28 protein-coding genes and 2 tRNA genes are annotated in these 26,771 nt (G+C 57.6%); 18 read left to right on the top strand and 12 right to left on the bottom strand.

Features of this window, described 5'->3' with window-relative positions; genetic code table 11:
• Nucleotides 1-72 precede the first annotated feature (72 nt).
• Nucleotides 73-1,548, top strand: coding sequence for a carnitine 3-dehydrogenase (locus tag ACEWZM_RS14385; RefSeq protein WP_414007091.1), 1,476 nt, complete (start codon nucleotides 73-75; stop codon nucleotides 1,546-1,548).
• On the top strand, nucleotides 1,545-2,354 hold the full coding sequence (locus tag ACEWZM_RS14390) for an SDR family oxidoreductase (RefSeq protein WP_414007092.1): 810 nt from the start codon (nucleotides 1,545-1,547) through the stop codon (nucleotides 2,352-2,354). The genes ACEWZM_RS14385 and ACEWZM_RS14390 overlap by 4 nt, the downstream gene beginning before the upstream one ends.
• Nucleotides 2,355-2,430: 76 nt before the next feature.
• Here the strand turns inward: ACEWZM_RS14390 and ACEWZM_RS14395 are convergent, their stop codons facing one another.
• Nucleotides 2,431-3,294: a helix-turn-helix domain-containing protein gene (locus ACEWZM_RS14395; protein WP_414007093.1), complete on the bottom strand. Its 864-nt coding sequence runs from the start codon at nucleotides 3,292-3,294 to the stop codon at nucleotides 2,431-2,433.
• A gap of 109 nt (nucleotides 3,295-3,403) precedes the next feature.
• Between ACEWZM_RS14395 and ACEWZM_RS14400 the strand changes: the two genes are divergently transcribed.
• The 3 genes from ACEWZM_RS14400 to ACEWZM_RS14410 are packed head-to-tail and all read left to right on the top strand — an operon-like array spanning nucleotide 3,404 to nucleotide 5,521.
• On the top strand, nucleotides 3,404-3,610 hold the full coding sequence (locus ACEWZM_RS14400; protein WP_414007094.1) for a DUF2061 domain-containing protein: 207 nt from the start codon (nucleotides 3,404-3,406) through the stop codon (nucleotides 3,608-3,610).
• Nucleotides 3,611-3,662: 52 nt separating this feature from the next.
• Nucleotides 3,663-4,601, top strand: coding sequence for a fatty acid desaturase (locus ACEWZM_RS14405; protein ID WP_414008044.1), 939 nt, complete (start codon nucleotides 3,663-3,665; stop codon nucleotides 4,599-4,601).
• A gap of 17 nt (nucleotides 4,602-4,618) precedes the next feature.
• On the top strand, nucleotides 4,619-5,521 hold the full coding sequence (locus ACEWZM_RS14410) for an EamA family transporter (protein ID WP_414007095.1): 903 nt from the start codon (nucleotides 4,619-4,621) through the stop codon (nucleotides 5,519-5,521).
• Nucleotides 5,522-5,553: 32 nt separating this feature from the next.
• On the opposite strand, the gene ACEWZM_RS14415 is transcribed toward ACEWZM_RS14410, so the two are convergent.
• Together ACEWZM_RS14415 and ACEWZM_RS14420 are read right to left on the bottom strand one after the other, a co-directional pair.
• Nucleotides 5,554-6,321, bottom strand: a complete 768-nt coding sequence (locus tag ACEWZM_RS14415) for an NUDIX hydrolase (protein ID WP_414007096.1) — start codon at nucleotides 6,319-6,321, stop codon at nucleotides 5,554-5,556.
• A 37-nt stretch (nucleotides 6,322-6,358) separates the two neighbouring features.
• Nucleotides 6,359-6,775: a DUF983 domain-containing protein gene (locus tag ACEWZM_RS14420; RefSeq protein ID WP_414007097.1), complete on the bottom strand. Its 417-nt coding sequence runs from the start codon at nucleotides 6,773-6,775 to the stop codon at nucleotides 6,359-6,361.
• A gap of 234 nt (nucleotides 6,776-7,009) precedes the next feature.
• On the opposite strand from ACEWZM_RS14420, the gene ACEWZM_RS14425 reads away from it, so the two are divergent.
• The 4 genes from ACEWZM_RS14425 to ACEWZM_RS14440 all read left to right on the top strand — a co-directional run bounded on the left by ACEWZM_RS14425 (nucleotide 7,010) and on the right by ACEWZM_RS14440 (nucleotide 9,161).
• Nucleotides 7,010-7,513: an EF-hand domain-containing protein gene (locus ACEWZM_RS14425; protein ID WP_414007098.1), complete on the top strand. Its 504-nt coding sequence runs from the start codon at nucleotides 7,010-7,012 to the stop codon at nucleotides 7,511-7,513.
• Between the two features lie 64 nt (nucleotides 7,514-7,577).
• On the top strand, nucleotides 7,578-8,186 hold the full coding sequence (locus tag ACEWZM_RS14430; RefSeq protein ID WP_414008045.1) for an RNA polymerase sigma factor: 609 nt from the start codon (nucleotides 7,578-7,580) through the stop codon (nucleotides 8,184-8,186).
• Nucleotides 8,179-8,679: a hypothetical protein gene (locus ACEWZM_RS14435; protein ID WP_414007099.1), complete on the top strand. Its 501-nt coding sequence runs from the start codon at nucleotides 8,179-8,181 to the stop codon at nucleotides 8,677-8,679. The genes ACEWZM_RS14430 and ACEWZM_RS14435 overlap by 8 nt, the downstream gene beginning before the upstream one ends.
• Nucleotides 8,676-9,161: a periplasmic heavy metal sensor gene (locus ACEWZM_RS14440; protein ID WP_414007100.1), complete on the top strand. Its 486-nt coding sequence runs from the start codon at nucleotides 8,676-8,678 to the stop codon at nucleotides 9,159-9,161. The genes ACEWZM_RS14435 and ACEWZM_RS14440 overlap by 4 nt, the downstream gene beginning before the upstream one ends.
• 321 nt (nucleotides 9,162-9,482) lie before the next feature.
• Here ACEWZM_RS14440 and ACEWZM_RS14445 read toward each other — a convergent pair whose 3' ends face one another.
• On the bottom strand, nucleotides 9,483-10,910 hold the full coding sequence (locus ACEWZM_RS14445; protein WP_414008046.1) for a diguanylate cyclase: 1,428 nt from the start codon (nucleotides 10,908-10,910) through the stop codon (nucleotides 9,483-9,485).
• A gap of 115 nt (nucleotides 10,911-11,025) precedes the next feature.
• Between ACEWZM_RS14445 and ACEWZM_RS14450 the strand changes: the two genes are divergently transcribed.
• The 6 genes from ACEWZM_RS14450 to ACEWZM_RS14475 all read left to right on the top strand — a co-directional run bounded on the left by ACEWZM_RS14450 (nucleotide 11,026) and on the right by ACEWZM_RS14475 (nucleotide 17,695).
• A complete protein-coding gene (locus ACEWZM_RS14450) occupies nucleotides 11,026-11,310 on the top strand; it encodes a DUF3572 domain-containing protein (protein ID WP_414007101.1) in 285 nt (94 codons plus the stop codon).
• 332 nt (nucleotides 11,311-11,642) lie between these two features.
• Nucleotides 11,643-12,332 carry an HAD family hydrolase gene (locus ACEWZM_RS14455; RefSeq protein WP_414007102.1) on the top strand — a complete coding sequence of 230 codons (690 nt, stop codon included), beginning with the start codon at nucleotides 11,643-11,645 and terminating at the stop codon, nucleotides 12,330-12,332.
• A gap of 209 nt (nucleotides 12,333-12,541) precedes the next feature.
• Nucleotides 12,542-14,101, top strand: coding sequence for a trimethylamine methyltransferase family protein (locus ACEWZM_RS14460; RefSeq protein ID WP_414007103.1), 1,560 nt, complete (start codon nucleotides 12,542-12,544; stop codon nucleotides 14,099-14,101).
• 93 nt (nucleotides 14,102-14,194) lie between these two features.
• Nucleotides 14,195-15,982, top strand: coding sequence for a DUF4153 domain-containing protein (locus ACEWZM_RS14465; RefSeq protein WP_414007104.1), 1,788 nt, complete (start codon nucleotides 14,195-14,197; stop codon nucleotides 15,980-15,982).
• Nucleotides 15,983-16,076: 94 nt separating this feature from the next.
• The gene (locus ACEWZM_RS14470; RefSeq protein WP_414008047.1) at nucleotides 16,077-16,664 is read left to right on the top strand and encodes a heme NO-binding domain-containing protein; all 588 of its coding nucleotides are present in this window, start codon (nucleotides 16,077-16,079) and stop codon (nucleotides 16,662-16,664) included.
• The gene (locus ACEWZM_RS14475; protein WP_414008048.1) at nucleotides 16,664-17,695 is read left to right on the top strand and encodes a diguanylate cyclase domain-containing protein; all 1,032 of its coding nucleotides are present in this window, start codon (nucleotides 16,664-16,666) and stop codon (nucleotides 17,693-17,695) included. The genes ACEWZM_RS14470 and ACEWZM_RS14475 overlap by 1 nt, the downstream gene beginning before the upstream one ends.
• Nucleotides 17,696-18,020: 325 nt before the next feature.
• On the opposite strand, the gene ACEWZM_RS14480 is transcribed toward ACEWZM_RS14475, so the two are convergent.
• From ACEWZM_RS14480 to ACEWZM_RS14505, 6 genes are all read right to left on the bottom strand, one after another.
• Nucleotides 18,021-18,095 (bottom strand) — tRNA-Glu (locus ACEWZM_RS14480).
• A gap of 341 nt (nucleotides 18,096-18,436) precedes the next feature.
• A tRNA-Glu gene (locus tag ACEWZM_RS14485) sits at nucleotides 18,437-18,511 on the bottom strand.
• A gap of 134 nt (nucleotides 18,512-18,645) precedes the next feature.
• Nucleotides 18,646-20,388 carry a single-stranded-DNA-specific exonuclease RecJ gene (gene recJ / locus ACEWZM_RS14490; RefSeq protein WP_414007105.1) on the bottom strand — a complete coding sequence of 581 codons (1,743 nt, stop codon included), beginning with the start codon at nucleotides 20,386-20,388 and terminating at the stop codon, nucleotides 18,646-18,648.
• A 132-nt stretch (nucleotides 20,389-20,520) separates the two neighbouring features.
• Entirely contained in the window at nucleotides 20,521-21,504 is a 984-nt protein-coding gene (gene glpX / locus ACEWZM_RS14495) for a class II fructose-bisphosphatase (RefSeq protein WP_414007106.1), read from the bottom strand.
• Between the two features lie 133 nt (nucleotides 21,505-21,637).
• Nucleotides 21,638-22,924: a homoserine dehydrogenase gene (locus tag ACEWZM_RS14500; protein ID WP_414007107.1), complete on the bottom strand. Its 1,287-nt coding sequence runs from the start codon at nucleotides 22,922-22,924 to the stop codon at nucleotides 21,638-21,640.
• 187 nt (nucleotides 22,925-23,111) lie between these two features.
• Nucleotides 23,112-23,447, bottom strand: coding sequence for a hypothetical protein (locus ACEWZM_RS14505; RefSeq protein ID WP_414007108.1), 336 nt, complete (start codon nucleotides 23,445-23,447; stop codon nucleotides 23,112-23,114).
• A gap of 97 nt (nucleotides 23,448-23,544) precedes the next feature.
• Between ACEWZM_RS14505 and ACEWZM_RS14510 the strand changes: the two genes are divergently transcribed.
• The gene (locus tag ACEWZM_RS14510; protein ID WP_414007109.1) at nucleotides 23,545-24,180 is read left to right on the top strand and encodes a TetR/AcrR family transcriptional regulator; all 636 of its coding nucleotides are present in this window, start codon (nucleotides 23,545-23,547) and stop codon (nucleotides 24,178-24,180) included.
• A gap of 8 nt (nucleotides 24,181-24,188) precedes the next feature.
• Complete coding sequence (locus tag ACEWZM_RS14515) at nucleotides 24,189-24,389, top strand: hypothetical protein (RefSeq protein WP_414007110.1); 201 nt, start codon at nucleotides 24,189-24,191, stop codon at nucleotides 24,387-24,389.
• A 2-nt stretch (nucleotides 24,390-24,391) separates the two neighbouring features.
• Here ACEWZM_RS14515 and ACEWZM_RS14520 read toward each other — a convergent pair whose 3' ends face one another.
• Nucleotides 24,392-25,303, bottom strand: coding sequence for a pirin family protein (locus tag ACEWZM_RS14520; protein WP_414007111.1), 912 nt, complete (start codon nucleotides 25,301-25,303; stop codon nucleotides 24,392-24,394).
• 281 nt (nucleotides 25,304-25,584) lie between these two features.
• On the opposite strand from ACEWZM_RS14520, the gene ACEWZM_RS14525 reads away from it, so the two are divergent.
• Nucleotides 25,585-26,073, top strand: a complete 489-nt coding sequence (locus ACEWZM_RS14525; RefSeq protein ID WP_414007112.1) for a hypothetical protein — start codon at nucleotides 25,585-25,587, stop codon at nucleotides 26,071-26,073.
• Nucleotides 26,074-26,168: 95 nt separating this feature from the next.
• Here ACEWZM_RS14525 and ACEWZM_RS14530 read toward each other — a convergent pair whose 3' ends face one another.
• Nucleotides 26,169-26,768: a TadE/TadG family type IV pilus assembly protein gene (locus ACEWZM_RS14530; protein ID WP_414007113.1), complete on the bottom strand. Its 600-nt coding sequence runs from the start codon at nucleotides 26,766-26,768 to the stop codon at nucleotides 26,169-26,171.
• Nucleotides 26,769-26,771: the final 3 nt, after the last annotated feature.

Here is a 26,771-nt window from a genome sequence, read left to right on the forward strand (position 1 = left end):
GATGTCTCCTTCCTTGGCTGTTCTGACAGAGCAACCGCAAGCGAGGCGACCCGAAACATGCGAGAAAGAGCCATGACAAAAACAGCAGCAATCATTGGCGGTGGGGTTATCGGCGGCGGCTGGGCTGCGCGGTTCCTGCTGAATGGCTGGGACGTGCGGGTGTTCGACCCAGACCCCGAGGCCGAGCGCAAGATTGGCGAAGTTCTGGCCAATGCGCGTCGCTCGCTGCCGGGGCTCGGCAATGTGGCGCTGCCAAGCGAAGGCAATCTGACGTACCACGATACACTCGCTGAGGCGGTTGAAGGCGCTGTTTGGGTGCAGGAGAGCGTGCCGGAGCGCCTGGAGTTGAAGCAGAAAGTCTATGGCGCGTTGCAGGCACATGTGGCGGTGGATGCCGTGATCGGCTCGTCAACCTCGGGCTATAAGCCGTCTCAGCTACAGGAGGGGTTCGACAATGCGGCGCAGATCGTTGTCGCCCACCCCTTTAACCCGGTTTATCTGATGCCGCTGGTTGAGCTGGTCACCACGGAAGCCAACAGTGCGGAGGCGATTGACCGAGCAAAGGCGATCATCACCGGGATCGGTATGTATCCTCTGCATTTGAAGAAAGAAATCGATGCACATGTAGCGGATCGTTTCCTTGAGGCGGTCTGGCGCGAGGCCTTGTGGCTGGTAAAGGACGGTATTGCGACCACCGAAGAGATCGATAATGCCATCCGCTATGGCTTTGGCATTCGCTGGGCGCAGATGGGTCTGTTTGATACCTACCGTGTTGCCGGTGGCGAGGCGGGGATGAAGCATTTCATGGCGCAGTTTGGCCCGGCGCTGGAGTGGCCCTGGACCAAGCTGATGGATGTGCCGGAGTTTAACGAAGAGCTGGTCGATCTGATCGCAGGTCAATCTGATGCGCAATCTGGCCATTTGCCGATCCGCAAGATGGAACAGATCCGCGACGACAACCTTGTCGGGATGATGCGGGCGCTGGGCGCAAATGACTGGGGCGCAGGCGCGCTTCAAAATGCCCATGATAAGGCACTGGAGGCAGACGCCGGGCTGGCTTCGAACCTCAGCGAGCTGTCGGACCTGAGTAAACCGGTTCTGACTCAACGCCGGATCGTGCCGCTGGATTGGACCGACTATAATGGCCATATGACCGAGAGCCGTTATCTGGACGCCTTCGCGCACTCCACCGACCGGTTGATGATGATCATCGGATGTGATGCAGAATACATCGCCTCGGGTGGCAGCTACTTCACCGCTGAAACCCATATTCGCCACCTTGATGAAGTCCACGCGGGCGACCCTATTCAGGTGAGGACGCAGGTGATCATGGGGCAGGGCAAGAAGATGCATCTCTGGCATGAGATGTATTCGGGTGAGCGTCTGTTGGCCACCGGCGAGCATATGCTGTTGCATGTAGATCTGGCGACCCGCCGTTCGGCCCCACCTGCGCCGCATATTGAGGCTGATCTGGTCAAGCTCGCTGAGGCGCATTCCGCTTTGCCCGCGCCGGAGGGGCTGGGCCGTGCAATCGGCGCGCCAAGATGAACACTGAGGCCGAAATGAACGTGGACACCTCAATGGAAAAAGACACCAAAAGCCGGGTTCTGGTCACCGCAGGCGGTTCGGGCATTGGTCGTGCTATGGCTGAGGGTTTTGCCTCAGCGGGACATCAGGTCTGGGTCACAGATGTAAATGCTAGAGCCTTGGCCGATGTGCCCGACGGTTGGCATGCCACCGCGGTTGATGCGACGGATGAGGGTGGGGTGAAGACGCTGTTTTCTGACATCACCGCGGTCTGGGGTGGGCTGGATGTGCTTTGCGCCAATGCGGGCATTGCGGGCCCCACCGCGCTGGTCGAAGACGTCGCGTTGAAGGATTGGCAGGCCTGCGTGAGTGTCAATCTGGAAGGCGCGTTTTTGGCGGCGAAATATGCGGCCCCGATGATGAAAGCGGCAAAGTCAGGGTCGGTCATCATGACCTCATCGACAGCCGGTCTCTATGGCTATCCCAATCGGGCGCCTTATGCGGCGGCGAAATGGGCTGTCATCGGTCTGATGAAGACGCTGGCAATGGAATTGGGACCTTTTGGCATTCGGGCCAATGTGATCTGCCCCGGCGCTGTGGAAGGACCGCGTATGGAGGGCGTGTTGGAACGAGAGGCCGCCGCCAAAGGGATGACCCGCAATCAGGTCTATGATGGCTATGCCAGCGGCACGTCTATGCAATCCTTTGTCGAGGCACGCGACATTGCCAATATGGCGTTGTTTTTAGGGTCGGACGGGGCGCGGTTGGTGTCAGGGCAGGTGATTGCGGTGGACGGGCATACGGTGAACCCGGACCCGAAGGTGTAAGCTGGTGATCTGATCCACAAGGAATGGCCCCACACTCTGCACCCTGGTGGTGGCGTGTAGGCAAAAGCATTGGTTTTCAGCGGCTGATTGCATTGCGGAGAGCACGCAGGTGGTCTGGGAGTTGCCGAGCTGTGATATCGGCCTCGCGTACCAGATTGTCGAAATGGTTGGTGAATGTCTCAACGCGCTCCTTGTCCCGGAAGGCAAGGTACTGGCTGCCCGCATAAAAGACACTCAGGAGCGGGCCAAACACTGTGAGAGGCGCGGAATAGAGCCGTTTGGCATCAAAGAGATAGACGCGCAGGCGCGGATAAAGCTGGGTGCAGAGGCGTTCGAATTGCTCCAATTGCTCCAACCGGATATCCAAAGGCAGCCCATCGTAGTAACCGACCGCATGGGCAAAGCTGTCCAATTCATAAATGGGCATGGCGATTTCATAGTCTGACGCTGATTGGCGCATCCAGGTCAGGCGATCATCAGATGCGCCGATGGCTTGATCCGCTGTGCGGCCCAAATGCGGCGCATATTCCCATTCCAGCAGACTTCGAGTTTTTAACATATCGGGTAGGGCAGCGGGCACATGACGGATTTTGTAGCCCTGTGCCTCCTGATGCCATCCAAAAATCCGCTCATCCACCAGTGCGCGCGGGGCGCGAGTCATAGACAGGCTTGCGGCAACCAGATCGGTTGCATTTTCGGGCCGGTCAGACAGGCTAAGAAGCCAGTCGGCAGACACCCCAAGCGCCCCGGCACAAGCACCTACAACATGGGCGTTTGGCAGTCGTGCGCCGGTGTCGGTCAAAAGTTGCGAAATGGTTGAGCGATCCACCCCGACGGCGCGGGCCAGTGCGCTTTGGCTGAGACCGCTGTCGCTGAGGGCACGGATGAGCCGCAGGCGGAATTGCTCGGCGCGCTGGCGTTTGTCCATAATTTCGATCATGTGATGTATTTTATCACAGTTGCTGAATTTTGTTAATCACATTCGGAATTCTGCACCGCCCATTACTGCGATAGGCGTGAGGAGACATAATACAAACAGGAAGGTGCAGATGGAAACGCGGGCGCGATCGGTGGTGAAGGCAATGATCTGGAACCTGTTGGGGCTGGCGATGATGGCTGGAGTTGGCTGGCTCGTCACCGGATCGGCTGCCCTGGGTAGCACGCTGGCTGCCGTCAACACCTGCATCGGGTTTCTGAGTTACGTCGCATATGAACGTGTGTGGGCCGGTGTGCGCTGGGGGCGGCGACATGTCTGATCAACAGGCTATCAAAGAGGCAGTCGATCTGGCAGGTACTATCAAACATCCCATGGCAGGGGCTGCCATACATCCGGTTGCACCTGACCGGCCTCAGCGAGCTGTTCCTCGTGTCGAGCGGGGGACTTTGGCACTGATGATTGGGTGCTATGCTGCCTGGTTGGCAGCGCTCGTGATCTTGCCTTTGGTGTCGGTCTGGCTTGCGGTGCCGGTTCTCGCCTGTCTGATCACATTGCATTCCTCGCTTTGTCACGAGGCTCTGCACGGTCACCCATTTCGATCGCGGGTGTTGAATGAGGCATTGATGTTCCTGCCGCTGAACCTCGCTGTGCCATATGGGCGGTTTCGCGATACCCATCTGGCGCATCATCATGATGACCGGCTGACAGATCCCTATGATGATCCCGAGAGCAACTATCTGGATCCGTCCTATTGGCGACGTCAGGGGCGAGTTGTGCGCGTCCTTTTGGGGTTCAATAACACGTTGCTGGGGCGGATGCTGCTGGGGCCATTGCTGGGGCAGATCCGGTTCATGGCCGAGGATTGGCGGTTGATCCGTAATGGAGACGAGGCAGTATTGCGAGACTGGCTGCTGCACATGTTGGGCGTCGGGCTGACGCTGGGATTGGTCATGCAAACGGCTCTGCCGTTGTCGGGCTATCTTGGGGCGGCCTATCTGGGCCTTGCGATCCTGAAGATCCGAACCTTTCTTGAGCATCGCGCACATATCAGCCCAGAGGCGCGTACGGTGATTATCGAGCGTGGTGGTGTCTTGGGGTTTCTGTTTCTGAACAACAATCTGCATGTGGTGCACCACTGTCATCCGGGGGTGCCTTGGCATGACCTTCCAGCGCTGTACCATTCCCAGCGGACGCAGTTCTTAGACCACAATCAGGGGTATGCGTATTCATCCTACGGCCGTGTGTTTCTCAGTTATGCGTGGCGCGCCAAGGATCCGGTCGCGCATCCGATATGGTCAGAGCCTAAATAAGCCCCCATAAGGGCCGCATGACATTATGGATTCCCATCGCCATCGCCGCCGCCAGTTTCCAGACGGTTCGTTTTATGCTGCAAAAGGTATTGAGCAGCGCCGCACTGTCCTCGGCGGGGGCAACATTTGCTCGGTTTGTCTATTCCGCACCGGTTATATGGGCCGGGCTGCTGGGGTATTTGGCGCTTTCGGGGCAGAGTATGCCCGCGCTGAATGCCACTTTCTGGGGGTTTTCAACCGTTGGCGGGACGGCTCAGATCCTTGCAACGGTCTGTGTTGTGGCGCTTTTTCGTCAGCGCAATTTTGCGGTCGGAATTACGTTCAAGAAAACCGAGGTGATCCAGACCGCTTTGATTGGCCTCGTAGTGCTGGGAGACCAGATCACGCTTCTGGGGTGGTTGGCGATTGTTATTGGCCTCTGTGCGGTGCTGGTGCTGTCAAAAACGCCTGAGAGCAAGGGGCCGTGGTGGCGTCATCTGTCCAGTCCAGCCTCCCTGCTGGGGCTCGGATCGGGGGTGTTGTTTGCCGTCTCAGCAGTGAGTTACCGTGCCGCGTCATTGCAGCTGGGAGGGCTGGAGCCTGCATTTCGGGCCGGTGTGACACTGGCCATTGTGGTCAGTCTGCAGACGTTGTTTATGCTGGCCTGGCTCCATTGGCGGGAACCGGGCGAGATTGCCCGCGTCTGGGCGGCACGCCGGGTTGCCGTCTGGATCGGGCTGACCAGCATGGCAGGGTCTTTCTGCTGGTTCTGGGCCTTTACGCTGCAGAATGCGGCCTATGTCAAAGCGCTGGGTCAGATTGAACTGCTGTTGTCGCTGCTGGCCAGTTTGCTGTTCTTCAAAGAGCAGATCACCCGGCGCGAGATCGTTGGCATGGGGCTGCTGATCCTGTCCATTCTGGCGCTGCTGCTGGCAATCTGAAGAACTTGGGCGAGTTTGCCTGTCGTCAGTCGCTAGTCGTCCTGGGGCATGGGATAGCCCTTCAGGCGCAGGAAGTGGCTGGATTCGGCATCGTTATGAAAGAACGGCACACTTTCGGGCGGCTCTTCGTAACGGATGCGTCTTGTGACCTCTGCCAGAACGACCTCGGTGATGAAGGGCAGATCATAGGTACGCACCTGGCTGAGCGGGATCCATTGCAGATGCGACAACTCATCAGAGGCGCGGGAAAAATCGTCTACATCGCTGCTGATATGGGCGGCATCCACCAGGAAAAACCGCGCATCAAACCGTCGTGGCCGACCGGGTGGTGTAATGGCCCGGAAGACGAATTGCAGCATCTCGGCGGCGGGTAGGTGACCGGTGGAAGCGAAATCAACCCAGTCATGGTCCGGTGACGTTGGCCATGTGCCGGGTTGCCCAAGGATCAGCCCGGTTTCTTCCCAGAGTTCGCGGATGGCAGCTACCGCTAGGGCATGATGCAAATCTGTTTCCGACTGCTCGTTCAGCCGGTTTTGGCAGATCTCTGGCAGCAGTGTCGCCAGAGGAATACCTGCGTCTCCCGGATCGACGGCGCCGCCGGGAAATACCACTTTGTTGGGCATAAAGGCCGCCTTGGCACCGCGTTGGCCCATCAAGACCTGAGGGTCATCGCCCATCCGGTCCCGCACCGCAATAATGGTTGCGGCATCGCGGATCGGTGTTGTGTCCAGCTTGGCGGTTTGGGCATCGGCATAGCCAGTGTCGATGGCTGCTTTGGCTGGAGAGGGCGATTTGCTCATTTAGGGGCCTTTGTACGGGGCTTCCGGCAGGCGCATGTTAGCTTTCTTTGTCGAAGCCATGCATCCGACGCGCCCATTGATAGGCAATCACTATGCCTTTCATGCGTGGTAGCAGAAACAGGGAGGACAGAACACACCCCAGCGAGAACACCGTGAAAGTGACCATGGGCTCGGGGCGCCAAGTGAAATAAACCACATGAAGGAGCACGGCCATAACGTGACCGACCAAAAGAATGGTCAGATAGGCCGGGCCATCGTCGGCGCGCGCATGGGTGAAGTCCTGGCTGCAATTGGAGCAGCTGTCATTTACCTTCAGATATGAATGGAGCAGTTTACCCTTGCCGCACTTTGGGCATTTGCACCGCCAGCCCCGCAATACGGCAGGCATGGTGGGGCGGTCTTCTTTGCTATCAGTTTTGATATCGGCCGAAAGGGCCGCAGATGACTCGGTCATAACAAATCCTATCTTTTGCCTGCTTATCTGAGCGTATTGACCAAAAGTTTAAAGGGCCGTCCCCCGCCGTGCGTCGGCATGCCGCAAGATTGCGCTGCTTACATCAACGGTGCAATGCGCAGGTGAATCTTTCTTCAGAGATTTTGAGATTGTTGCGACGGAAATTTGCCGGCGCTGCGTTTTGTCTTTGTCATGGGCAGCAACGGGCTGCCTGCTGCAAAAGGAAACGCAGACATGAAACATACCAAGTTTATCGCCGCTGTTGTTGCCGTTGGAGCGCTGATCGGGGCCACCGGAACCTACGCTAAGCCGTGGTTTGGTGGCAAAGGCGGCCATGGTCCACGGATCAGCTTTGAGGAGATGGACAGCAATGGCGACGGACAGATCACCAAGAGCGAAATGGAAGGTCTGCGCGCGGCGCGCTTTGCCGAGGCAGATGCGGACGGTGATGGCCAATTGACGCTCGGTGAAATGGAAGCAGCGGCACAGGCCCGTGCCAAAACACGCGCAGCTAAGATGCTGGAGCGGATGGATGCCAACAATGATGGCTCACTGAGCCTGGAGGAGTTGCCAAAACCACGCCGGATGGGAAAGATGTTTGACCGGGTGGATGCCAATGACGATGGTGCCATCAGCAAGGAAGAATTTGAAACTGCCCAAGCGAAATTCCGTGACCGTCGTGGGGCGGGCCACAAATCGCGCGATGGGGCGCATGGCAACGAAACGGAGCAGAACTGATCCGATACGGAACGTGTATATGTCTGCCAATACTGCGCAGCGAGCCCCGAAACAGGGCTCGCTGATGCCGCAAACTCAGGCCGAGACTGCGCCTGACACTGGCGCTGTGGACGACCCCGACGGGGCGTTGTTGCTTTGCTTTGCTGCGGGTGATCCGCAGGCGGCGGCGGCGCTGACTGCAAGGCTTGCGCCGCGGACGCTGGGGGTGGCGATGCGGGTTCTGGGCAATCGGGCCGAGGCGGAGGATATCACGCAGGAGGCGATGGTGCGGCTCTGGCGGCAGGCGGAACACTGGGAGCCGGGGCGTGCGCGGCTTTCGACCTGGCTGTATCGGGTGGTGATGAACCTGTGCATTGATCACAAGAGACGGCTGCGTGGCGGGCATGTGGATCTGGATGCGATCCCCGATCCGCCTGATCCATCGAAATCGGTTACAGATCAGATGCAGGACGGAGCGCGGCACGATGCGTTGCAAGCCGCTCTGATGCAATTGCCGGAGCGTCAGAGACAGGCTGTTGTGCTGCGTCATATCGAGGATCTGGCAAACCCGGAGATTGCCGGGATTATGGACATCAGTGTCGAGGCGGTCGAAAGTCTGACTGCGCGGGGCAAACGGGCATTGGCGGCGATCCTGGCGGGGCGTCGATCTGAATTGGGGTATAGCGATGGTTGATAAAATTGGAAAACCCGCGCCTGCCGAGATGGGCGCTGATGAAGATAAACTGGATCTGACAGACCTTAGGGCTGCGGAAATGACACTGGACGATCTGTTCGCGGGTGCGCGTGCTGATGCGCCCGCGCTGTCGGATACGCTGGAGATGGCCATTCTGGATGAGGCCGATGCGGTGCAGTCTGCGATCCTTGACCGAAGCTCTGTTCAGAGCGACCTGGCGGCGGTGACAACATCTGGGGCAGCGGTACCAGCCGGGCCTGTTGATATGGGCGGTCGTTTTATTGCGGGACTACGTGATCTACTGGCGGGCTTAGGTGGATGGCCTGCCCTGGGCGGGCTCGCAACCGCCAGCGCGGCGGGGCTGTGGATTGGGTTGGCGCCACCGTCCTTTTTGCCGGATCCGGTTAGCCTTGCCGGGATAGAATTGAGCGCGGATGGCTTGCCCGATGATAGTTACGACTTGGCTGTGGTGCTGAGCGAGGAGATGGAATGAGCAATGAGCAACCCAAAACCCAGCCAGAGCGCCGCCGCTGGGTGCGCTGGCTGCTCATAGCGTCTCTCGGTCTGAATCTGGCCGTGATCGGTATCGTTGTCGGTGCGGCCTGGCGCTTTAGCGACCACAAAAAGGGTTTTGGAATGCCTCCACCTATTGGGGCCATGCTGTTTCGCGATCTGGATGCCGACACGCGGCACAGTTTGCGCAGTGAAGCCGAGGCAGGCCACGGTAGCTACCGAGGGCGCCGTCGCGCCGAGGGCGTTATGGTGGTGGACCTGTTGCGGGCGACCCCCTTTGACGAAGCCGCATTAAGCGAGATGCTGGATACGCTGGCCGAGCGTCGACATGGTTTCCAACAGTCTGTTCAGACGGCTTGGTTGGGCCATATTGGCGCCATGAGCGCAGAGGAACGGGCGGAGTATGCTGAAAGATTGGAACAGCGCATTCAGCATCCCAAGCGGCGAAAACCGCGGGATTGAGCGGTCACGGTTGTCATCTGAAGAGGTTGGGTGGCGAGGTTGAAGATCGCATCCTAGACACATCCAGTTTATCAAATCGAACGGGGCAGTGAGAAAATCACTGCCCCGTTGCTATTGCGAGGCTGTCTGGCTGCTCGGCCGGTCTGTCCTGTATCTCCGCCCCTTGTCTGCCGGGTTGTCCCGGTCTGTGACAAGAAGCGCCCGTAACACTGTCCCGTGTTTGGCTGGTGGCGCTCTTGCTGATCTTGCGTCAGCTTCGGTGCCGGTCTGCGGTGTACCCCCTGCTGCTCTGTGGCAAAGGGTCGGTAATTACGCGTTCTGTCAGGCGGCAAGTTCTGCGACGGAGACTTGATTGCGCCCGGCGTGTTTGGCCGCATAGAGAGCTCGGTCGGCGTTGGCTATCAGGGCGCTGACAGCGCTGTCTTGATCCTGTTGTGTAAGTTCGCCTTTGGCATCGTTGTCGGAAGCCGGGCGTCGCCCGCCAATTACCGCGCCGATGCTGATGGTTACATAGATCGGCGTGTCGACACCGGGGATGTGAAATGGCTGGCTATTGATGCGGTTGCAGAGATCGCTGGCAGCGGATTCAGCCATTGCCTCACCGACGGAGGGTATGACGACCATGAATTCCTCGCCGCCGACACGAGCAAGAAGATCTACCGGACGCAGCGCGGATTGCAGGCGCTTGGCGGCTTCGACCAACACGGCATCGCCCACCGGATGACCATAGCGATCGTTGATCTTTTTGAAGTGGTCGAGATCCGCCAGCATTACCGCAAAAGTCTCACCGGTTTTGGCGGCAGATCTGGCTACACGTTCCAGAAACGGTTTGGCATAGCGGCGGTTGAACAAGCCAGTCATGGGGTCTTCGACAGCGGCGCGCAGACCGTTGCGGACATTGTCGCGCAGCTGGTCGATCCGGGCCTTGTTCCGCAGCTGTGTATTGAGGCGTAGCGCCAGTTCGGCGACATCGAAGCCCGCCTGCAGCACATCGTGGGCTCCCCGGTCCAGTGCCTCAGCGGTGATGGCGGGATCTGTGGGGTGGACAATGGCGATGACTACCGATTTGCGCGTGGAGGCGCGGGCGCGCAGATCAGCCAACAAGCGCAGGCCCTGGGCCAATGTGTTGCGCCCTAATTCGATAACAATCGCATCCGGTACCGGCTCGCGCATCAGTGGATGGACCGCGTTAAACTGATGGTGGCAGAGTTGATAGGGCACCCGAGGAGCCAGTTGGGCCTGCCAGTAAACGCCGGTTGCGGGCTGATCAGTGACAAGGGCCACATGCGCACCACTTAGACCGGCGCTGATATGTGGGCTGGACAGAGGCAGTACATAACCAGGACCGCCGCGCTGCAGATCCAGCTCTTCTTGCGTGCTGCTGGCGCGCAGCAGGCTACGGATCCGTGCCTGCAGGATGGTATCGTCGAGCGGCCGGTGGAGCACATCGTCTACCCCGGCAGCAAGTGCCGCGAGGCGGTGTTCCGGGTCGTTGTCACGGTCGATCGCGATCATTGGAATGCCGGCGAGTTGCTCATCTGCAGCCAGCGCGTGCTTCACATCAACAGCATCGCCGTCAGGCAGGGACATGGCTGTGACAATCAAATCAGGACGGCAGCGTTGTGCAGTTTTGGCAATATCGGCGACAGTTTCTGCCTGAACCACCCGGTAATAGGCAGCCGAAAGCTGAACTTTCAGCATGATCCGGTTGGTCGCTACACCGTCGATGATTAGGATAGTGCCCTGCACGTGGTGCCCTTTCGCCCCTTGCATTGGATTGGCCTCGAGTTTTAATGAGACTAGTTAATAAACCCTTTCGTATTTTCATCAATTTGACAGTGAAGTGTCAGGAATGTGCCCAGATATGCTATTTTCCGCCGATGCGGCCGAGACTTTGGGCTTAAAAGCGCTTGCCTGGCTGGCAGGTAACGATGAGTTGCTGCCTGTCTTTCTGGGCGCAACCGGGGCGAGTGAGGCCGACCTGCGCGAACAGGCGGCCAATCCCGAGTTTCTTGGGTCCGTTCTCGACTTTCTGACCATGGATGATGCCTGGGTCATGCAGTTTTGTGACAGTGAAGGGCTGGCCTATGATCAGCCGATGCAGGCGCGGATGGCGTTGCCGGGTGGGGCGCAGGTGCATTGGACTTGAGACACTCGATCTGAGGCGCGCGCCTTTCTGATACAGGTTTCAATGCTCAGTTTTCTCATTCATCGCATCAGATTGTTGGTGCTTGAATATGGCAGCGATGCGCAGAAACATCCGGGTCTGCGTTAACGTATGCCCTTAATCAATATGAACGCCGTCGAGGTGCATAGGGAAAGATCTGTTGTGCCTTGCAGGCTCTACTCTGGCGCGGTGTACAGCAATCCCCTATGTATCGGGCAAGCTCCCTTTTGGGGCGATTGTCGTCCACCTCTCTCCTGATCTCATAGTCCTGTTTCCGGGGCGCTGCGGTTCAGGTTTTTGACCAAGGATTACCCATGCCCGTTGATGCTCTACTGTTTGACAAAGATGGTACGCTGTTCGACTTTGCCAAAACTTGGAACCGCTGGACCGGGCGGATGCTGGAGTTGCTTTCCGAAGGGGATGCGGATCGATTGCGGGCAATGGCCGCGGCTATTGATTTCGATCCTGAGGCCGGAGAAATCTTACCCAGCAGCATGGTCATTGCATCAACCAACCGGCAGGTTGCCGAAGAATTGGCCCCCTACGTCCCGCAAATGGATGTGGATACGCTGGAGCAATACATGGCCGAAAGTGCGGGCGAGGCTGATCTGGCAGAAGCGGTGCCACTGGCGGCCTTTCTTGATGATTTATTGTCGCGCGGCAAGGTGTTGGGGGTGATGACCAATGATGCGGAGCTATCTGCAAAATCGCAGCTAAGCCGCAGTGGTGTGCTGGATCGATTTGCCTTTGTGGCGGGTTTTGACAGCGGTCACGGCGCGAAACCTGATCCAGATCCGTTGCTTGCGTTTTGTACGGCCACCGGCGTGTTGCCAGAACGTACTGCCATGGTGGGCGATAGTCTGCATGACCTGATTGCGGGTTCAGCGGCAGGTATGCAGCGGATTGGCGTATTGACTGGGCTTGCGGGGGCTGCTGATCTGGAAGCGCACGCGGATGTGGTTCTTCCCGATATTGGCTATATTCCAGCCTGGCTTGACCGGTAGTTGCCGCTTTGAATTTGGCGAACTAGACACATATGCCCAGAAATATGCGATCTAACCCGGATCGCTGCTGAAAAGCGACCAAACCTGTCGGGAACAGGCATTCGAACCCTGTGTTAACAGGGCCTGCTAGAGGCATGAGCCGTGAACCAAAGGCAGGCGTGATCCCGTGTGGATCCCCGCCAGTCCGGTGACAAGAGGGGAATGCCGCAATGACATCCGAGACAAGAACCCGAAGGCGCGGTGGTGGCAGGGCAGGAGCTGCTGCCCGGCGTGGGGATGCTGTGATCGAGCAGATGCCGTGGTCTATCCCGCGTAATATTGACCGCCCTATCGAACCGCTGGGTCCGGACGGTGTTGAAGCCATCCACATCGGGGCCATGCGGATCCTTGAAGAGATCGGTATTGTGTTCCTCAATGACGAGGCGCTCGATCTTTTCAAAGATGCAGGCTGCAAAGTTGTCGGAGATCGCGTCCATTTGGACCGCGAGTTTGTGATGGAGATGGTCGCCAAAGCGCCGTCGGAGTTTACCATCACGCCGCGCAACCCGGAGCGTCACCTGCCTATTGGCGGCGACCACATCCTTTTTGGTAATGTTTCCTCACCGCCAAATTATTGGGATATGTCGTTGAACGCCAAAGTCGCGGGCACCCGCGAGCAATGCCAGAACCTGCTGAAGCTGACACAGTATTTCAACTGCATCCATTTTGCGGGCGGTTACCCGGTTGAGCCGGTGGATATCCATGCTTCGGTGCGGCATCTGGATGTGCTTTTTGACAAGCTAACTTTGAGTGACAAGGTGATGCACGCCTATTCGCTGGGACAGGAGCGTGTCGAAGACGTGATGGAAATGGTGCGCATTGCCGGGGGGCTGACACATGAGGAATTTGAAGCCCGCCCACATATGTACACCAACATAAACTCCACCTCGCCGCTGAAGCACGACCAGCCGATGATCGACGGATGCTTGCGTTTGGCTAGGCGGGGGCAGGCTATTGTTGTCACGCCCTTTACCCTGGCAGGAGCGATGGCGCCTGTGACTATGGCCGGCGCGGTGGCGCAATCCGTCGCTGAATCGTTGTCGGCCATTGCACTGTTTCAGTATGTGCGCCCCGGTACGCCCTGCGTCATTGGCACCTTTACATCCAACGTTGATATGAAGTCGGGCGCTCCGGCCTTTGGTACACCAGAATACATGCGCTCCACTCAGATGACCGGACAGATGGCGCGGTATTATGGGCTGCCGATGCGGTCGTCGGGTGTTTGCGCTGCCAATGTGCCGGATGGACAGGCGATGTGGGAGACTTCAAATTCGCTCTGGGCGGCGGTGCAGTCTGGTACCAATATGGTCTATCATGCCGCGGGTTGGCTGGAAGGCGGACTTATTGCCAGCCCTGAAAAATTCATCATGGATTGCGAAATACTTCAGCAGATCCAGCGATACATGCAGCCTGAGGTCACGGGGACCGGCGTGGATGATATCGCTCTGGAGGCTGTCCGCGAAGTTGGCAACGATGGTCATTTCTTTGGCATTCAGCACACGCAGGATCGCTACAGTACAGCGTTCTATCAGCCCTATCTTAGCGATTGGCGCAACTATGAGGCATGGGAGGCCGCAGGTGCAGTTTGGACGCCGGAACGAGCACATAATCTCTTCAAGGAGATCATCGCTCAGTTTGAGGCGCCCTCATTCGACGTTGCCAGGCGTGACGAGTTGGCCGACTTTGTGGCGCGCCGCAAATCCGAGGGAGGTGCGCCTACCGATTTCTAGTAGAAGTTGAGGGGAAGTTTCAGAGATTCAGACCTCTGCCATGTATTTACGAAATTGTATAAGTCAGGCCGATCTAACGAGAGAATCGCCGTTATGACCGACTTGGATACAACGACAGCACTGCGTGGCAGGCTACCCGTGGTGGCATTGGGCGCTGGAAGTGGTTTTGCGTTTTGGTTGCTAGCACGCAACTGGGAACAGTCATCTCTGTCAGAGACCGTGTTTCTGCTAATGTTTGCTTTTCTATCCAGTTTTTGCGGTTCAGCCTTGGCTATGGTCGGCCCGTTATCGCTCGTGCGTGTGCTGCGCGCTGCGCTTTGGATCGCTTTGCCGTTGACCGCATTGATGCTGCTTGCAGCACAGCAGTTCGTGGTGGCGACCGACCTGATGGAGAATGAGGTGTTGGTGCTGCTGGCGCTTGGGTTGGGAGCGATTGCCTGTCCGTTCATACTGTTACGGATGACGGAGCCCGACCGATGGAACCAATTTTCTGATCTCTCTTCGGCCAGTTGGGGGATCGCGTTTCGCCTTGCCTGTGGGCTTGGCTTTGTCGCTGTGTTTTGGATCCTTGGATTTCTATCGGACGCGCTGCTTGATCTCGTAAATATCACCATTCTGGAAGATATCGCGGAGATTGATTGGCTGGCGCTGATGTTGAGCGGGGCGGTTTTTGGTCTCGGTCTTGCGGTTGTTCAAGAGCTGGGTGGAGGTGGAGCACCACAGTTGCTGTTCCGTTTGCTCAATCTATTGTTGATCCCCGTCCTGCTGGTGGTTGGTCTGTTTCTTGCGGCGATCCCACTGCAAGGGCTTTCCAGCGCCTTTGGCCAACTGTCATCTGCGGCGACGCTGATGGCGATGGCCGGGGTTATGATGACATTGGTTTGCGTTGTGCTGATCCGGTACAAACAGCCGCGTGGCGCAAATGGTATCGCTGTACGGTTGCTGGCGGTGGGCTTGATGCTGGTTGCCGGGCTTGCTGTTTGGGCTGTTGTGATGCGTGTCTGGCAATATGGCTGGACACCTGATCGGGTCTATGCGCTGTGTCTTTCCGGCGTTCTTTTGTTGCATGGTTTTGTCTATGTGGGATGTGCTGCCATTGGTGGAATCCGTTGGCCGGATTTCATGCGTCGCAGCATCGTTGGTCTAGCGCTTGCAACCCTAGCGGTATTCACTATTATGCTGACGCCGCTGATCGACGCGGGCCGCATTTCGACCAACAGTCAGATCGGGCGGGTAATCTCGGGTGAGGCCGAGGCGGCGGATCTGCCGTTATGGGCCATGGCGCATCGCTGGGGTACATCCGGTCTTGAGGGTTTGGAAATGCTTGATGCTCATGCGATCGCGACCCAGGACACCGGTTTGTCGGACCGCCTGCGTTTTGCGCGCACGGCCGCTACTCTTTGGGAGGCAGAACGGGATGCTCAGGATATTACGGCTGATCTACGCACAGAACTGACGGATCTGCTGCCTGTACGTCCCAAAGGGGCGACAGTTGGGGTTGATTTCTTCAAAGGCGCAAGGCGGCACCAACTGGTGCGGTGGATTGACGGTTGCAAACGGCAGACGTCAGATGGTGGTGCCGGATGCGTACTGATCCAAGGCGCGTTGGGGGCAGCAACAGACGCAGAAAATACCACGGGGCAACATGCTTTATTGCTGTTCAAAGAGGGGCGCGATGACGAACGGCTCGCGAGTGTTGGGATGTTGTCTACCTCTGAGGGCATCGTGGTGTCGGGCAGTGTCGTTCTAGGCCAGGAGAAGTTGGAACCGGGACAGGCCGAAGCTTTGCTGAAAACGGCTTTGAACGGTGATTTTGTGATCTCCCCAGCGCGACGCAATACGTTAAAACTAGGCAACATGGAGGTGCTGATCGTTCCCTGAGGCCACTTCAGGAGAAAACCGTAGCAATTTTAATTGTTGGCCCTTTGTTAACCAGGCTAGGCCAAAAGTAGTGACACGTAACGAGGGACCAATGATGCACGGTCTGATCAACAGGGCATTCCAGGCGTTCGTCAGCACCACCTTCGGTGAGGAGAGCTGGCAGGCGATTATGGATACTGCAGAGCTCGGTTTTACCGAGTTCGAGGCTATGCTCACCTATACCGATGAGCAGTCTCAGACCATGTTGCGGACCGCCGAAGATCTGCTAAGTCGCCCTCTCCCGGAAATGCTGGAAGATATGGGGACCTTTCTGGTTTCAAATCCTCAGTTGGAGGCGCTGCGCAGGTTGCTGCGGTTCGGAGGCGTTAACTATGTGGAATTCCTGCATTCTTTGGACGATTTGCCAGATCGCGCGCGCCTTGCGGTTTCAGATCTGAACCTGCCCGGACTGGAGCTGATCGAACAGGCCCCCGGGCAGTTCGAACTGCACTGTCAACCTGGTTTGCCGGGGTATGCCCATGTTTTGATGGGTGTTCTGCGTGCTATGGCGGATGACTATGGCGATCTGGTATTCCTGGACCATTCCGGAACGCAGGACAACGCTGAGGTGATTTCAATTACATTGGTGGAAGCCGAATTTGCGGAAGGCCGGGCCTTCGATCTGGGAGCGCATTCACTATGATGCTCAACATGCAGGAAATCTCTAACATCGCGAATGAAATCTGCCCAATGCATGTGGTTATTAATCATGACGGGCGGATCACTGGCGTGGGGCCGACCTTGCAGAAGCTTCGCCCTGAGACAGATTGGGTGGGCAGTCGTTTCTTTCGTATCTTTGATCTGGCGCGGCCGCGGCGGGTGCGCTCGACTGAGGACCTGATTAAGACAGCTGGTGCTAAACTGCATCTGAATTTCCGCGATGCGCCGCAGACCGGGCTGAAAGGCGTGCTAGTACCATTTCCGGAAGGCAAGGGCGGGTTTATCAACCTGTCCTTTGGAATCTCCGTCCTGGAGGCAGTACGTGACTATGACCTGACCAGCGCGGACTTTTCACCTACGGACCTGACGATTGAGATGCTGTATCTGGTGGAGGCCAAATCCGCCGCGATGGAGGCTTCGCGTCAGCTGAATCTGCGTCTTCAGGGGGCGAAGATCGCCGCTGAAGAGCAAGCCTTTACAGACACCTTGACCGGGGTAAAGAACCGTCGCGCGATGGATCACATTCTGAACCGGATGATCTCTTCCGGTCGGGATTTCTCGTTGATGCATGTGGATCTGGACTTCTTTAAAGAAGTCAATGACACGCTGGGGCATGCGGCTGGCGATACTGTCTTGCAGCGTGTTGCGAAGCTGATGGTGCAGTGCACCCGCCAGATCGATACGGTCGCCAGAGTGGGCGGCGACGAATTCGTGCTTATTTTCGAAGGGCTTATCGACCGGATCCAGCTATCGGGGATCGCTCGCCGATTGATTTCCAGTATTGAAGAGCCAATCCCGTTTGGGGACAAGACCTGTAGGATCTCGGCCAGCGCCGGAACCACGCTTTCCTCGGCATTCTCGACGGGACTGGATGCGGGGACTTTGCTCAATCAGGCAGATGTAGCGCTATATGCCGCTAAGAATGCCGGTCGCGCCCGACATTTCTTCTATCAGCCGGGTATGGAAGAACAGGATACCGAGACCTCCTCGCAATCGACGGCCGGGACGGCGTAACGAGTCGTCTAGCAGGGGGCTCTTGTATCTCTGCTGGACAAGTTTACGTTCCATCCGCGGTTGCTTGGCGTCTTCTAACCATTGTCATGAGTTGGCGTGCCCACCCATACCGCCCTTGGTCGTGTGGGACCGTACGGTCATCGTTGATATCTTAAGTGGCGAGAGGCAGCTAAAACTACCTGTGAAAATCCAACACTGGCAGATCGCGAAGGCAGTGACGGGTTATTCTAGCACTGTAGATTATTGCCGGTATGTCGCGTCTTAAAAAACCGCGATGCAGCATTGCTCTTGGCAGATAGAGGCGTCGAAAATTCTTGGAAGAAAGTGGCAGCCCGTAGGGGAATCGAACCCCTCTTTCCAGGTTGAAAACCTGGCGTCCTAACCGATAGACGAACGGGCCACTTAGTCTGTGTGGGGGTGTTTACTGAGTAGATTGCTGTGGTGCAAGAGGGATTTTGACGTGAAACTCAGTTTTTTTCAACTCCATGAAAATTCTGCAAGATACTGAAAATGTATGGATAAAATGGCGCCTTGGCGGAGTGTTTACTGGGGTGCTGCTGCTACGATGATAAGCGGTTTGCGGTACCGAGTGTTATAGGCGAATGAATCAGCCTCATAGCCTATCCAAGTCTTTGTAAGGCTTGCGGCACTGATCTATATCTAGTGTAGAGCGAATGAAATGCAGGGTAGGCTGCATAGTAGATCACACTGGATCATCACATTCAAAACTATATGGAAGAGTGGCAGCCCGTAGGGGAATCGAACCCCTCTTTCCAGGTTGAAAACCTGGCGTCCTAACCGATAGACGAACGGGCCACTTGGTGTGAGCGGGTATTTAGTGGTTAGCGCGGAAACCCGCAAGCCAAAAAACACCGGCGATGTAAATTATTTTCCGATCCGCCGGTCATGGCGATTTCCGGTGACAAGCTCGCAAAGAATAGTTGCCTCGGCTAGGCTTCGGCAGCATCCTCCAGGCGCATCTGCACAGATTGGCGTCCGCCCCAAGTGTTGATTTCCAGCCGACCCGAAAAATGGAACCGCGCGCCGCCGTGGTCTAGCAGTCGCTGGCCCAATGGGGTGTCAAAAGCGCCGAAGCAGATTGCATCGATACCACTGCTCAATCCGTCGCTGAGTGACAGTTTCAGGTGGCTTTCACCGACACGTTTGGCGAACCGCACCTGCAGATCCGGAAAGGCGTAGCGTGGCGCAGGGGCACCGGCACCGAAGGGGCCAGCCTGTTCGATCTGCTCAATCAGCTGAACCGTGGCTGCACCGGGCATCAGCATTCCGTCAAGCTTCAGATCGCTTGGCCCCAGATCGCCAGCTCCCTGTTTAGCCAATAGTTCGCTTAACCGTTCCATGGCGGGTTCCAGTTGGTCGCGTGCCACGGTTAATCCGGCGGCCATCTTGTGACCACCGCCTTTGATCAACAGGCCCTCTGCGGCGGTCCGCTGGATGGAGGCACCGAGGTCGATACCGCTGACTGAGCGGCCAGATCCTTTGCCCTCATCACCGTCAAGGCCGATCACAATGGCAGGGCGACCAGCGGCTTCCTTCAGGCGCGAGGCAACAATGCCGACAACTCCGGGATGCCAGCCCTCGCCCGCGGCCCAGACCAAAGGCGCATCCAACCCGCGGGCCTCTGCCTGCTCAAGAGCGGCGGCGCGTACGGCGTTTTCAATATCGCGGCGTTCGGTGTTCAATTCGTCCAGCCGGGCGGCGATGGCCTCGGCTTCTGCCGGATTGGTCGTGGCCAACAATCGCGCGCCGAGATCAGCCTTGCCGATGCGTCCGCCAGCATTAACGCGCGGGCCAAGGAGAAAGCCGAGGTGATAGGTGGAGGGAGAGGAATCCATGCGCGAAACATCAGCCAATGCAACCAAACCCGGGCGTTGGCGGGCAGCCATAACCTTTAGCCCTTGCCGGACCAGCGCCCTGTTGGCTTCGATCAGTGGCGCTACGTCGGCGACGGTGGCCAATGCGACCAGATCCAGCAGGGCCATCAGGTCCGGGCCAGTCCCCATCGCCTTGTCACGCATCTGACGGCGCAGCTCAACAAGCATCAGGAACACAACTCCGGCTGCGCAGAAATACCCCAGCTCGCCGTCTTCATCCTGACGGTTCGGGTTCACCACAGCAACGCAGTCGGGCAGGGTTTCGCCGCCCAGGTGGTGATCCAGCACTACGACATCTGCACCATCGGCGGCGGCAATAGGGCCATGAGACAGGGTGCCGCAGTCCACACAGACAATCAGGTCGTGATCACGGGCCAATGCTGACATGGCGGCGTCATTCGGGCCGTAGCCTTCGTCTATGCGGTCCGGAACATATAGTGTTGCGTTGAGCCCGACCTGATTTAACCAGACCAGCAGCAGTGCCGCAGAAGAGCCGCCATCAACGTCGTAGTCGGCAAAGACAGCAATGCGCTCGCGTCCTTCAACTGCTTTCAGGAAACGGGCGGCGGCCTGTTCCATGTCCTTCATGCGGCGGGGGTCTGGCAAGAGTTCCTTCAATTGCGGGGTCAAAAAACCGCTTGCCTCATGCGCTGGTACACCGCGCCGTGCCAATACCTGACAGACGGCAGAGGGCAGGGCAGTTTGCTGTTCCATCATCTCGGCTGCGCGAGCGATGTCGACATCGGGACCAATCCAACGACGCCCGGTTAGTGAGGTTTCAACTCCCAGAAAGCTCATGTCCGCACCCCTTTTTTACGTCAACAATCATCGGCCCGATCATAGCAAAAGCCGGACCTCTATAGATCCGGCCTTAACCTTATCTTCAAATACTCAAATCCGGTCTTGCGCTGCAAGCAGCAAGGCCCGGCATCACTGGTGTGAGCTGAGCGGTGTACGATAGCTCATGCGGCGGACCGAGCCGGTTTTGGAGCGCATCAGCAGCGTGGTAGTTTCTACCCAGCCGGGCTGTCGTTTGATCGCAGGGAGCAGTGAGCCGCCTGTGACGCCGGTTGCGGCAAAGATCACATCGCTGGTGACCATCTCGTCGCGGCTGTAGACGCGATCCAGATCGCTAATGCCGGCTTTTGCTGCGCGTGATTTTTCGTCATCATTGCGGAATAGCAGGCGGCCAAAGATCTGGCCTCCCATACATTTCAGCGCGGCGGCTGCCAATACGCCCTCGGGTGCGCCACCCTGGCCCATGTACATATCAATGCCGGTGATTTCGCTTTCGGCGCAATGCATCACGCCTGCAACGTCCCCGTCGGTGATCAGGCGAATAGCTGCGCCGGTCTCGCGGACCTCGGCAATCATCGCTTCGTGGCGAGGCCGCTCCAGAATGCATACCGTGATGTCTGAGGGCAGGCAGCCTTTGGCTTTGGCCAGCGCCTCCACACGCTCGCGTGGGCTCATGTTCAGCGAAACAACATTGTCCGGCAGGCCGGGGCCAACGGCCAGTTTGTCCATGTAAGTGTCCGGCGCGTGCAGCATAGAGCCGCGTGGGCCCATTGCGATCACGGTCAGGGCATTTGGCATGTCCTTGGCGGTGAGGGTCGTCCCCTCCAGCGGATCCAGCGCGATGTCTACGCCGGGGCCTTTGCCCGTGCCGACTTCTTCGCCGATGTACAGCATTGGCGCTTCATCACGTTCGCCTTCGCCGATGACCACAACACCTGCAATATCCAAAAGGTTCAGCTGTTCGCGCATGGCGTTCACAGCGGCCTGATCGGCCGCTTTTTCGTCGCCGCGCCCGATCAGCGGAGCGGAGGCCAAAGCAGCCTGTTCGGCCACACGGGCCAGGCCGAGCGACAGCAGGCGGTCGTTGAATGCGGCGTCGTTGGTGTCAGATGTCATAGCCAGTGTCCTATCTCAATCCCGGGTCGGTACCGTCGCATACCCTGCATCTGGCAGCGCGGGCAAGGGCAGTTGGCGGTAACGGGCCAAGGAGATCAGCCCGGTTACCGGTGTTTTTTAAGTCTGACCGCTCTCAGACCTCTTCGATGCGCAGTGCTACAGGTTCGCTGGCAACCACATCAGTTTTGTCGAGGTCTTCCAAGGCCGTGTGCAGCGCGCTGGAGGTACATTTGTGGGTCACAATCAGAACGGGGGCGGTTGGCTCCGAATGGCCGTACTGCCGCATCCGGTCGATTGAAATCCCGGCGTCGCCAAGGGCGGCGGCAACCTTGGCCAGTGCACCCGGTTTGTCCAAAAGCGCGAGGCGCAGGTAGTGCGGTGCTGCAAGGCTGGTTCGTGCGGCGGGGGCTTCTTCAAGCGACTTGGCCGGCTGGCCGAAGGTTGCCAGACGGTAGCCGCGTGCTAGATCGCAAATGTCACCGAGAACAGCGCTGGCTGTCGGGCCTTCGCCAGCACCGGGGCCGCGCAGAACGATCTGTTCGACGGCGTCGCCTTCGATCACGACCATATTGGTGCCGCCTTCCAGTTGGCCCAGTGGCGAATCCGCAGGAACCAGACAGGGTGACATGCGCTGCTCCAGTCCGCGCCCAGTGCGCTGTGCGACACCGAGCAGTTTGATACGGTAGCCCATATCCGCCGCGTGGCGGATATCATCCAGGCTGATACGCTGGATGCCTTCAAGCTGCACATCGTCGAATGCAGGCTTGGTGCCAAAAGCGATGGCCGACAGGATTGCAAGCTTGTGACCGGCGTCGATGCCGCCCACATCGAGGTTTGGATCCGCCTCAAGATAGCCAAGACGGCCGCATTCCTCGAACAGAGCGTTGTAGCCCTGACCGGTGGCTTCCATTTGGGTCAGGATATAGTTGCAGGTGCCGTTCATGACACCCATAATGCGGGTGATCTCATTACCAGCCAGACCTTCGGTCAGGGATTTGATCACCGGGATGCCACCGGCAACAGCAGCTTCAAACCGAATGACACGTTCTGCGCCCTCGGCCTGTTCGGCCAAGGCCTGACCATGGATGGCCAGCAGGGCTTTATTGGCGGTTACCACATCTTTGCCCGCAGACAATGCGGCCTCGGTTGCCGCTTTGGCAGCGCCTTCATGGCCGCCCATCAATTCGACAAAAACATCAATGTCGTCGCGGGTGGCCAGTGCTACCGGATCGGTTTCCCAAGCGTAGTCACCAAGCGGTACGCCGCGATCCTTACTTGCATCACGGGCAGAGACAGCTGTGATTTCAATCCTGCGCCCGGTCCGGGCCTCCAGTATGGCTGCTTGACGGCGAATGATCTTGATCACACCGGTGCCAACCGTGCCCAAACCTGCAATACCAAGGCGAAGCGGCTGTGTCATAGCTGGAGATCCTTTAATTCCGAAAGACGTCTCCCCGCCTTAGCGGGTTCAGCGCAGCGGTGCAACGGCGGGGGCGGCAGCTGGCGGACAAATCCGGTACAATGGTCTTGCGAGCGGTGTTTGCAGGCAAATCTGCTGGTCGTTGCCAGCGCAGAAACCCACACGCAATTGGGTTAGGGCAATCGGGTTAGGGTTGGGCCGCACGTAACGCATCAGCACGGGCTTGCAGGCGCGCTGCACGGGCCTCAAGCGTGTTTTCCAATGCCTTGCTTTCCTCAGCCGGAAGCGTGCTGGCTTCCAGTGCGTCTTCCAGTGGAACAAGGGCGGGGTATTGTGCGTTGCGCAGATCCGGTGTCAGGTGATCCTCAAGTTCCGGTACACGGGTGCAACCGGCGATGACCGCTGCAGCGGTCATCATCGCCAGCGCGGGCACGGCCTGGCGTATTGCGTCAACGGCCCCGGCTGGAGCTGCACGATTTTCGGGCATTTCAGGCCGTATTTCGAACTGTGCGGGCGATTGCATCAAAACCATCCTTGTGAGCTGCTCCCTTGATGCACATATTGGTGAAAAGGCACAAGCGGGGCTTTTATCTGAACATTTGTTCAGATATCATTTTGACATGGCACGCACCCAAGGTTCACACTCCGATATTACAGGTCCGCGCATTCGTGCAGCGGCATTGCAGCTATTTGCCCAGCATGGCTTTGCGGCGGTCTCGATGCGCCAGATCGCATCGGAGGTTGGGGTGCAGGCTGGGGCGCTCTATAACTATACACCCGACAAACAAAGCCTGCTGTTTAGCCTTATGGAAGGCCACATGACGGAGTTGTTGCAGGCTTGGCAGGATCATCTTGTGTCGGCAGATCCCTCAAAGGGTCAGGCCGTTGTGACGACAGACGCCACAGAGGCGTATGTTCTTGCTCAGCTTGAAGCCTTTACCCGGTTTCACATCCGCTTTCACCTGGAACGGCCAGATGCGGTTTTCATCGCCTATATGGAGTTGAGGAACCTGTCGGAAGAGAACTTTATCGCCATCGAATCCCTGCGGCGCGAGTATGAGAATGCGCTTCAGGCCATTTTGAAAGATGGCGTACGGATGGGTGTATTCCATATCCCGGATACCAAGATTGCGACGCTGGCAGTGATTGCGATGCTCAACGGTGTCATGACCTGGTATCGCAGCGGCGGGCGCCTGTCGCTGGAAGAGGTTGAAGCGATCTATTGGGATATGGTGCAAAAGTCGGTGCGGGCATAAGCCTTTCGATGCTACGCAGCAGCCGTCTGACTGCGGTCAGCCCTGACGATATCCCGTCAGTGCGGCTGGCAGAACTGTTTGCGCCAAACGTGGTCAGATGGTTGCGGCCCGGATTTCAGAACAAGCTGACCGAGATTGGTCAGCGTGCATATCTTAGTGATTTGCAACAGCAGGCTGGGGTTATCTATAGCTGGCGCGCCAATTCCTAGCCTTAGTGGGCAGGGCGGATGAAGCTGCCGTTACGCAGATCCTTGAAGGCTTGTTGCAACTCTTCCTGTGTGTTCATCACGATAGGGCCATGCCAGGCCACTGGTTCCTCAATCGGCGCGCCCGAGATGAGCAGGAAACGTACCCCATCAGAGCCGGCCTGAACGGTTATGTCATCACCGTTGCCAAAACGGATTAGCGTGCGATCCCCGGACATATCGCGGATGTGCAGTTCTTCTCCGGCTACCTCTTTTTCCAACAGCACGCCTTGAGGTGCAGCGGCATCAACAAAAGCGCCCTGACCGGCAAATACATAGGCAAACGCACGCCGGTAAGTATCTATGCGAAAGGTCTTATTTACACCTGGCGGGACCGAGATATCCAGATATTGCGGATCAGCGGCAATGCCGTCCACGGGCCCGCGCTTGCCCCAAAAATCACCGACGATGACCTTCACACGGGTTCCATCATCGTCGATGACTGTCGGGATGTCTTTGGCGGTGATGTCCTGATAGCGCGGTGCCGTCATTTTCTGACTGGCGGGCAGATTGCCCCATAGCTGAAAGCCATGCATGTGCCCCTTGGCATTTCCTTTGGGCATTTCTTGGTGCAGGATGCCTGATCCGGCGGTCATCCATTGCACATCGCCCGCGCCCAGCGTGCCGTTGTTGCCAAGCGAGTCTCCATGGTGGACGGTCCCGTCCAGCACATATGTAATGGTTTCGATCCCACGGTGTGGGTGCCAGGGAAAGCCCGCTTCAAAATCCTTGGGATGGTCATTTCGGAAATCATCAAACAGCAGGAACGGATCCAGCTCGCTTGGGTCGTGAAAACCGAAAGCGCGATGCAGCTTCACCCCGGCTCCCTCAAGTGTTGGGGTCGCGGGACGGGTCTCTAGGATGGGGCGGATCGACATTGCAGGTCTCCGGTTTTTTAATCTCCTAGCATAAATAGCTTTGTGCAGTGTGGTCGGGTATCCCTAGGTAAAAACGCTGCCTGTGCGGGGGTGCACATTCTGGATGTGTCGCGGTGGTGTCGGCTGCGCTGTGGCGACTGAAGGTGCCTTGGGTTAACTGGGGGCTATGACCACCGGTGCAATCAGGGTACATCCGCAGGGATGGACCCTACGACGAAGATCGGGGTTTGTGGAACAGGCTGGGGAAATGCGCGATGGGTCAGAGCAATGGACCGGAAGACATGCAAGATGAGATTTTGGCAACGGTAGATGCCTCGGCGCCACGACGGGTGCTTGCGACGGTTATGTTGATTGTAGTGGGCGGGTTGGCGATTTATGTGGCGCTGGCCACGCCACCGGCGTTGCATTGGCTGGTCTTCCTGCTGGCTATCGGTGTGTTTTGCCTATGGCTGGCTGTGCGGTTGTGGCAGGCGACGGCGTTGCGGATCGAGTTAACCGAACAGGTGCTTCGTAGTTCCGACGGGGCAGTGATTGCAAAGGTCGCTGATGTCGCTGCCGTAGATCGTGGCGTTTTTGCATTTAAACCCTCAAATGGGTTTCTGATCCGGACCACGACAAAAGGCGCGCGCAACTGGCGGCCGGGCCTTTGGTGGCGCATGGGGCGTCGCATCGGTATTGGAGGCGTGACGCCCGGGGCGCAGAGCAAATCCATGGCTGAGATCCTTGCCATCATGATTGCTCGCCGCGACGCCGAGCCTTCAAATAACTGACTGGGCGAATAAGATACCACTGGCGGAGAAATCCGCAAATAAGGAAAGGCGCCTCCGATACCGGAAGCGCCTTTTCCACTTAAGAACAGATCGGGTCAATCTATCGGACCGCCGCCGTCGTCATGGCCGCCGCCACCGCTATCCTGGCCTTCAAACTTCACTTGCGGCGCAAAACGCGGGCGCGTGAAGACGAAGTTCTCGATATCTATGTCCGGCAGGCCGACCTTGAAGGCGGGTTCAATATCATTCTTGGTTTCTACCAGAATAACCCGCTCCTGATCGGGCATGCTGGGCAAGTCATCTTTAACATTTTGAATCGTGCCATCTTCCCACTCGGCGAACTGGCCGCCGCGGACCTTGGACCAATCGACGTAGTAGCGATTGTCGTCTTCATCCCAACGGATGACAGAAATCCTGAGCGAGATCGACGAGTCGACACGGATCAGCAGTTTGGCCAATTCATGCATGCTGTCGATATAGGTCTCATTCAGAGTCGAGGTTTCGCGCGAAATCAGATCCGAGATTGTATAGGCGGCCTTAAGGTTTACGCCCTCCTGACGAAAGGCATCGAAATAGGTGTAGATCGCTGCAAAGACGCCAAGCAACAGCGGCATATAGAAGGCGAATTCGATTGAGACAGACCCATCGGTCTCTCGTTTGTAGCGGCGAAACAGGGTGCGGAGATTGGTCAACATGGC

This window comes from Phaeobacter cretensis (genome assembly GCF_047372505.1).
In the GTDB taxonomy this organism is placed as follows: domain Bacteria; phylum Pseudomonadota; class Alphaproteobacteria; order Rhodobacterales; family Rhodobacteraceae; genus Phaeobacter; species Phaeobacter cretensis.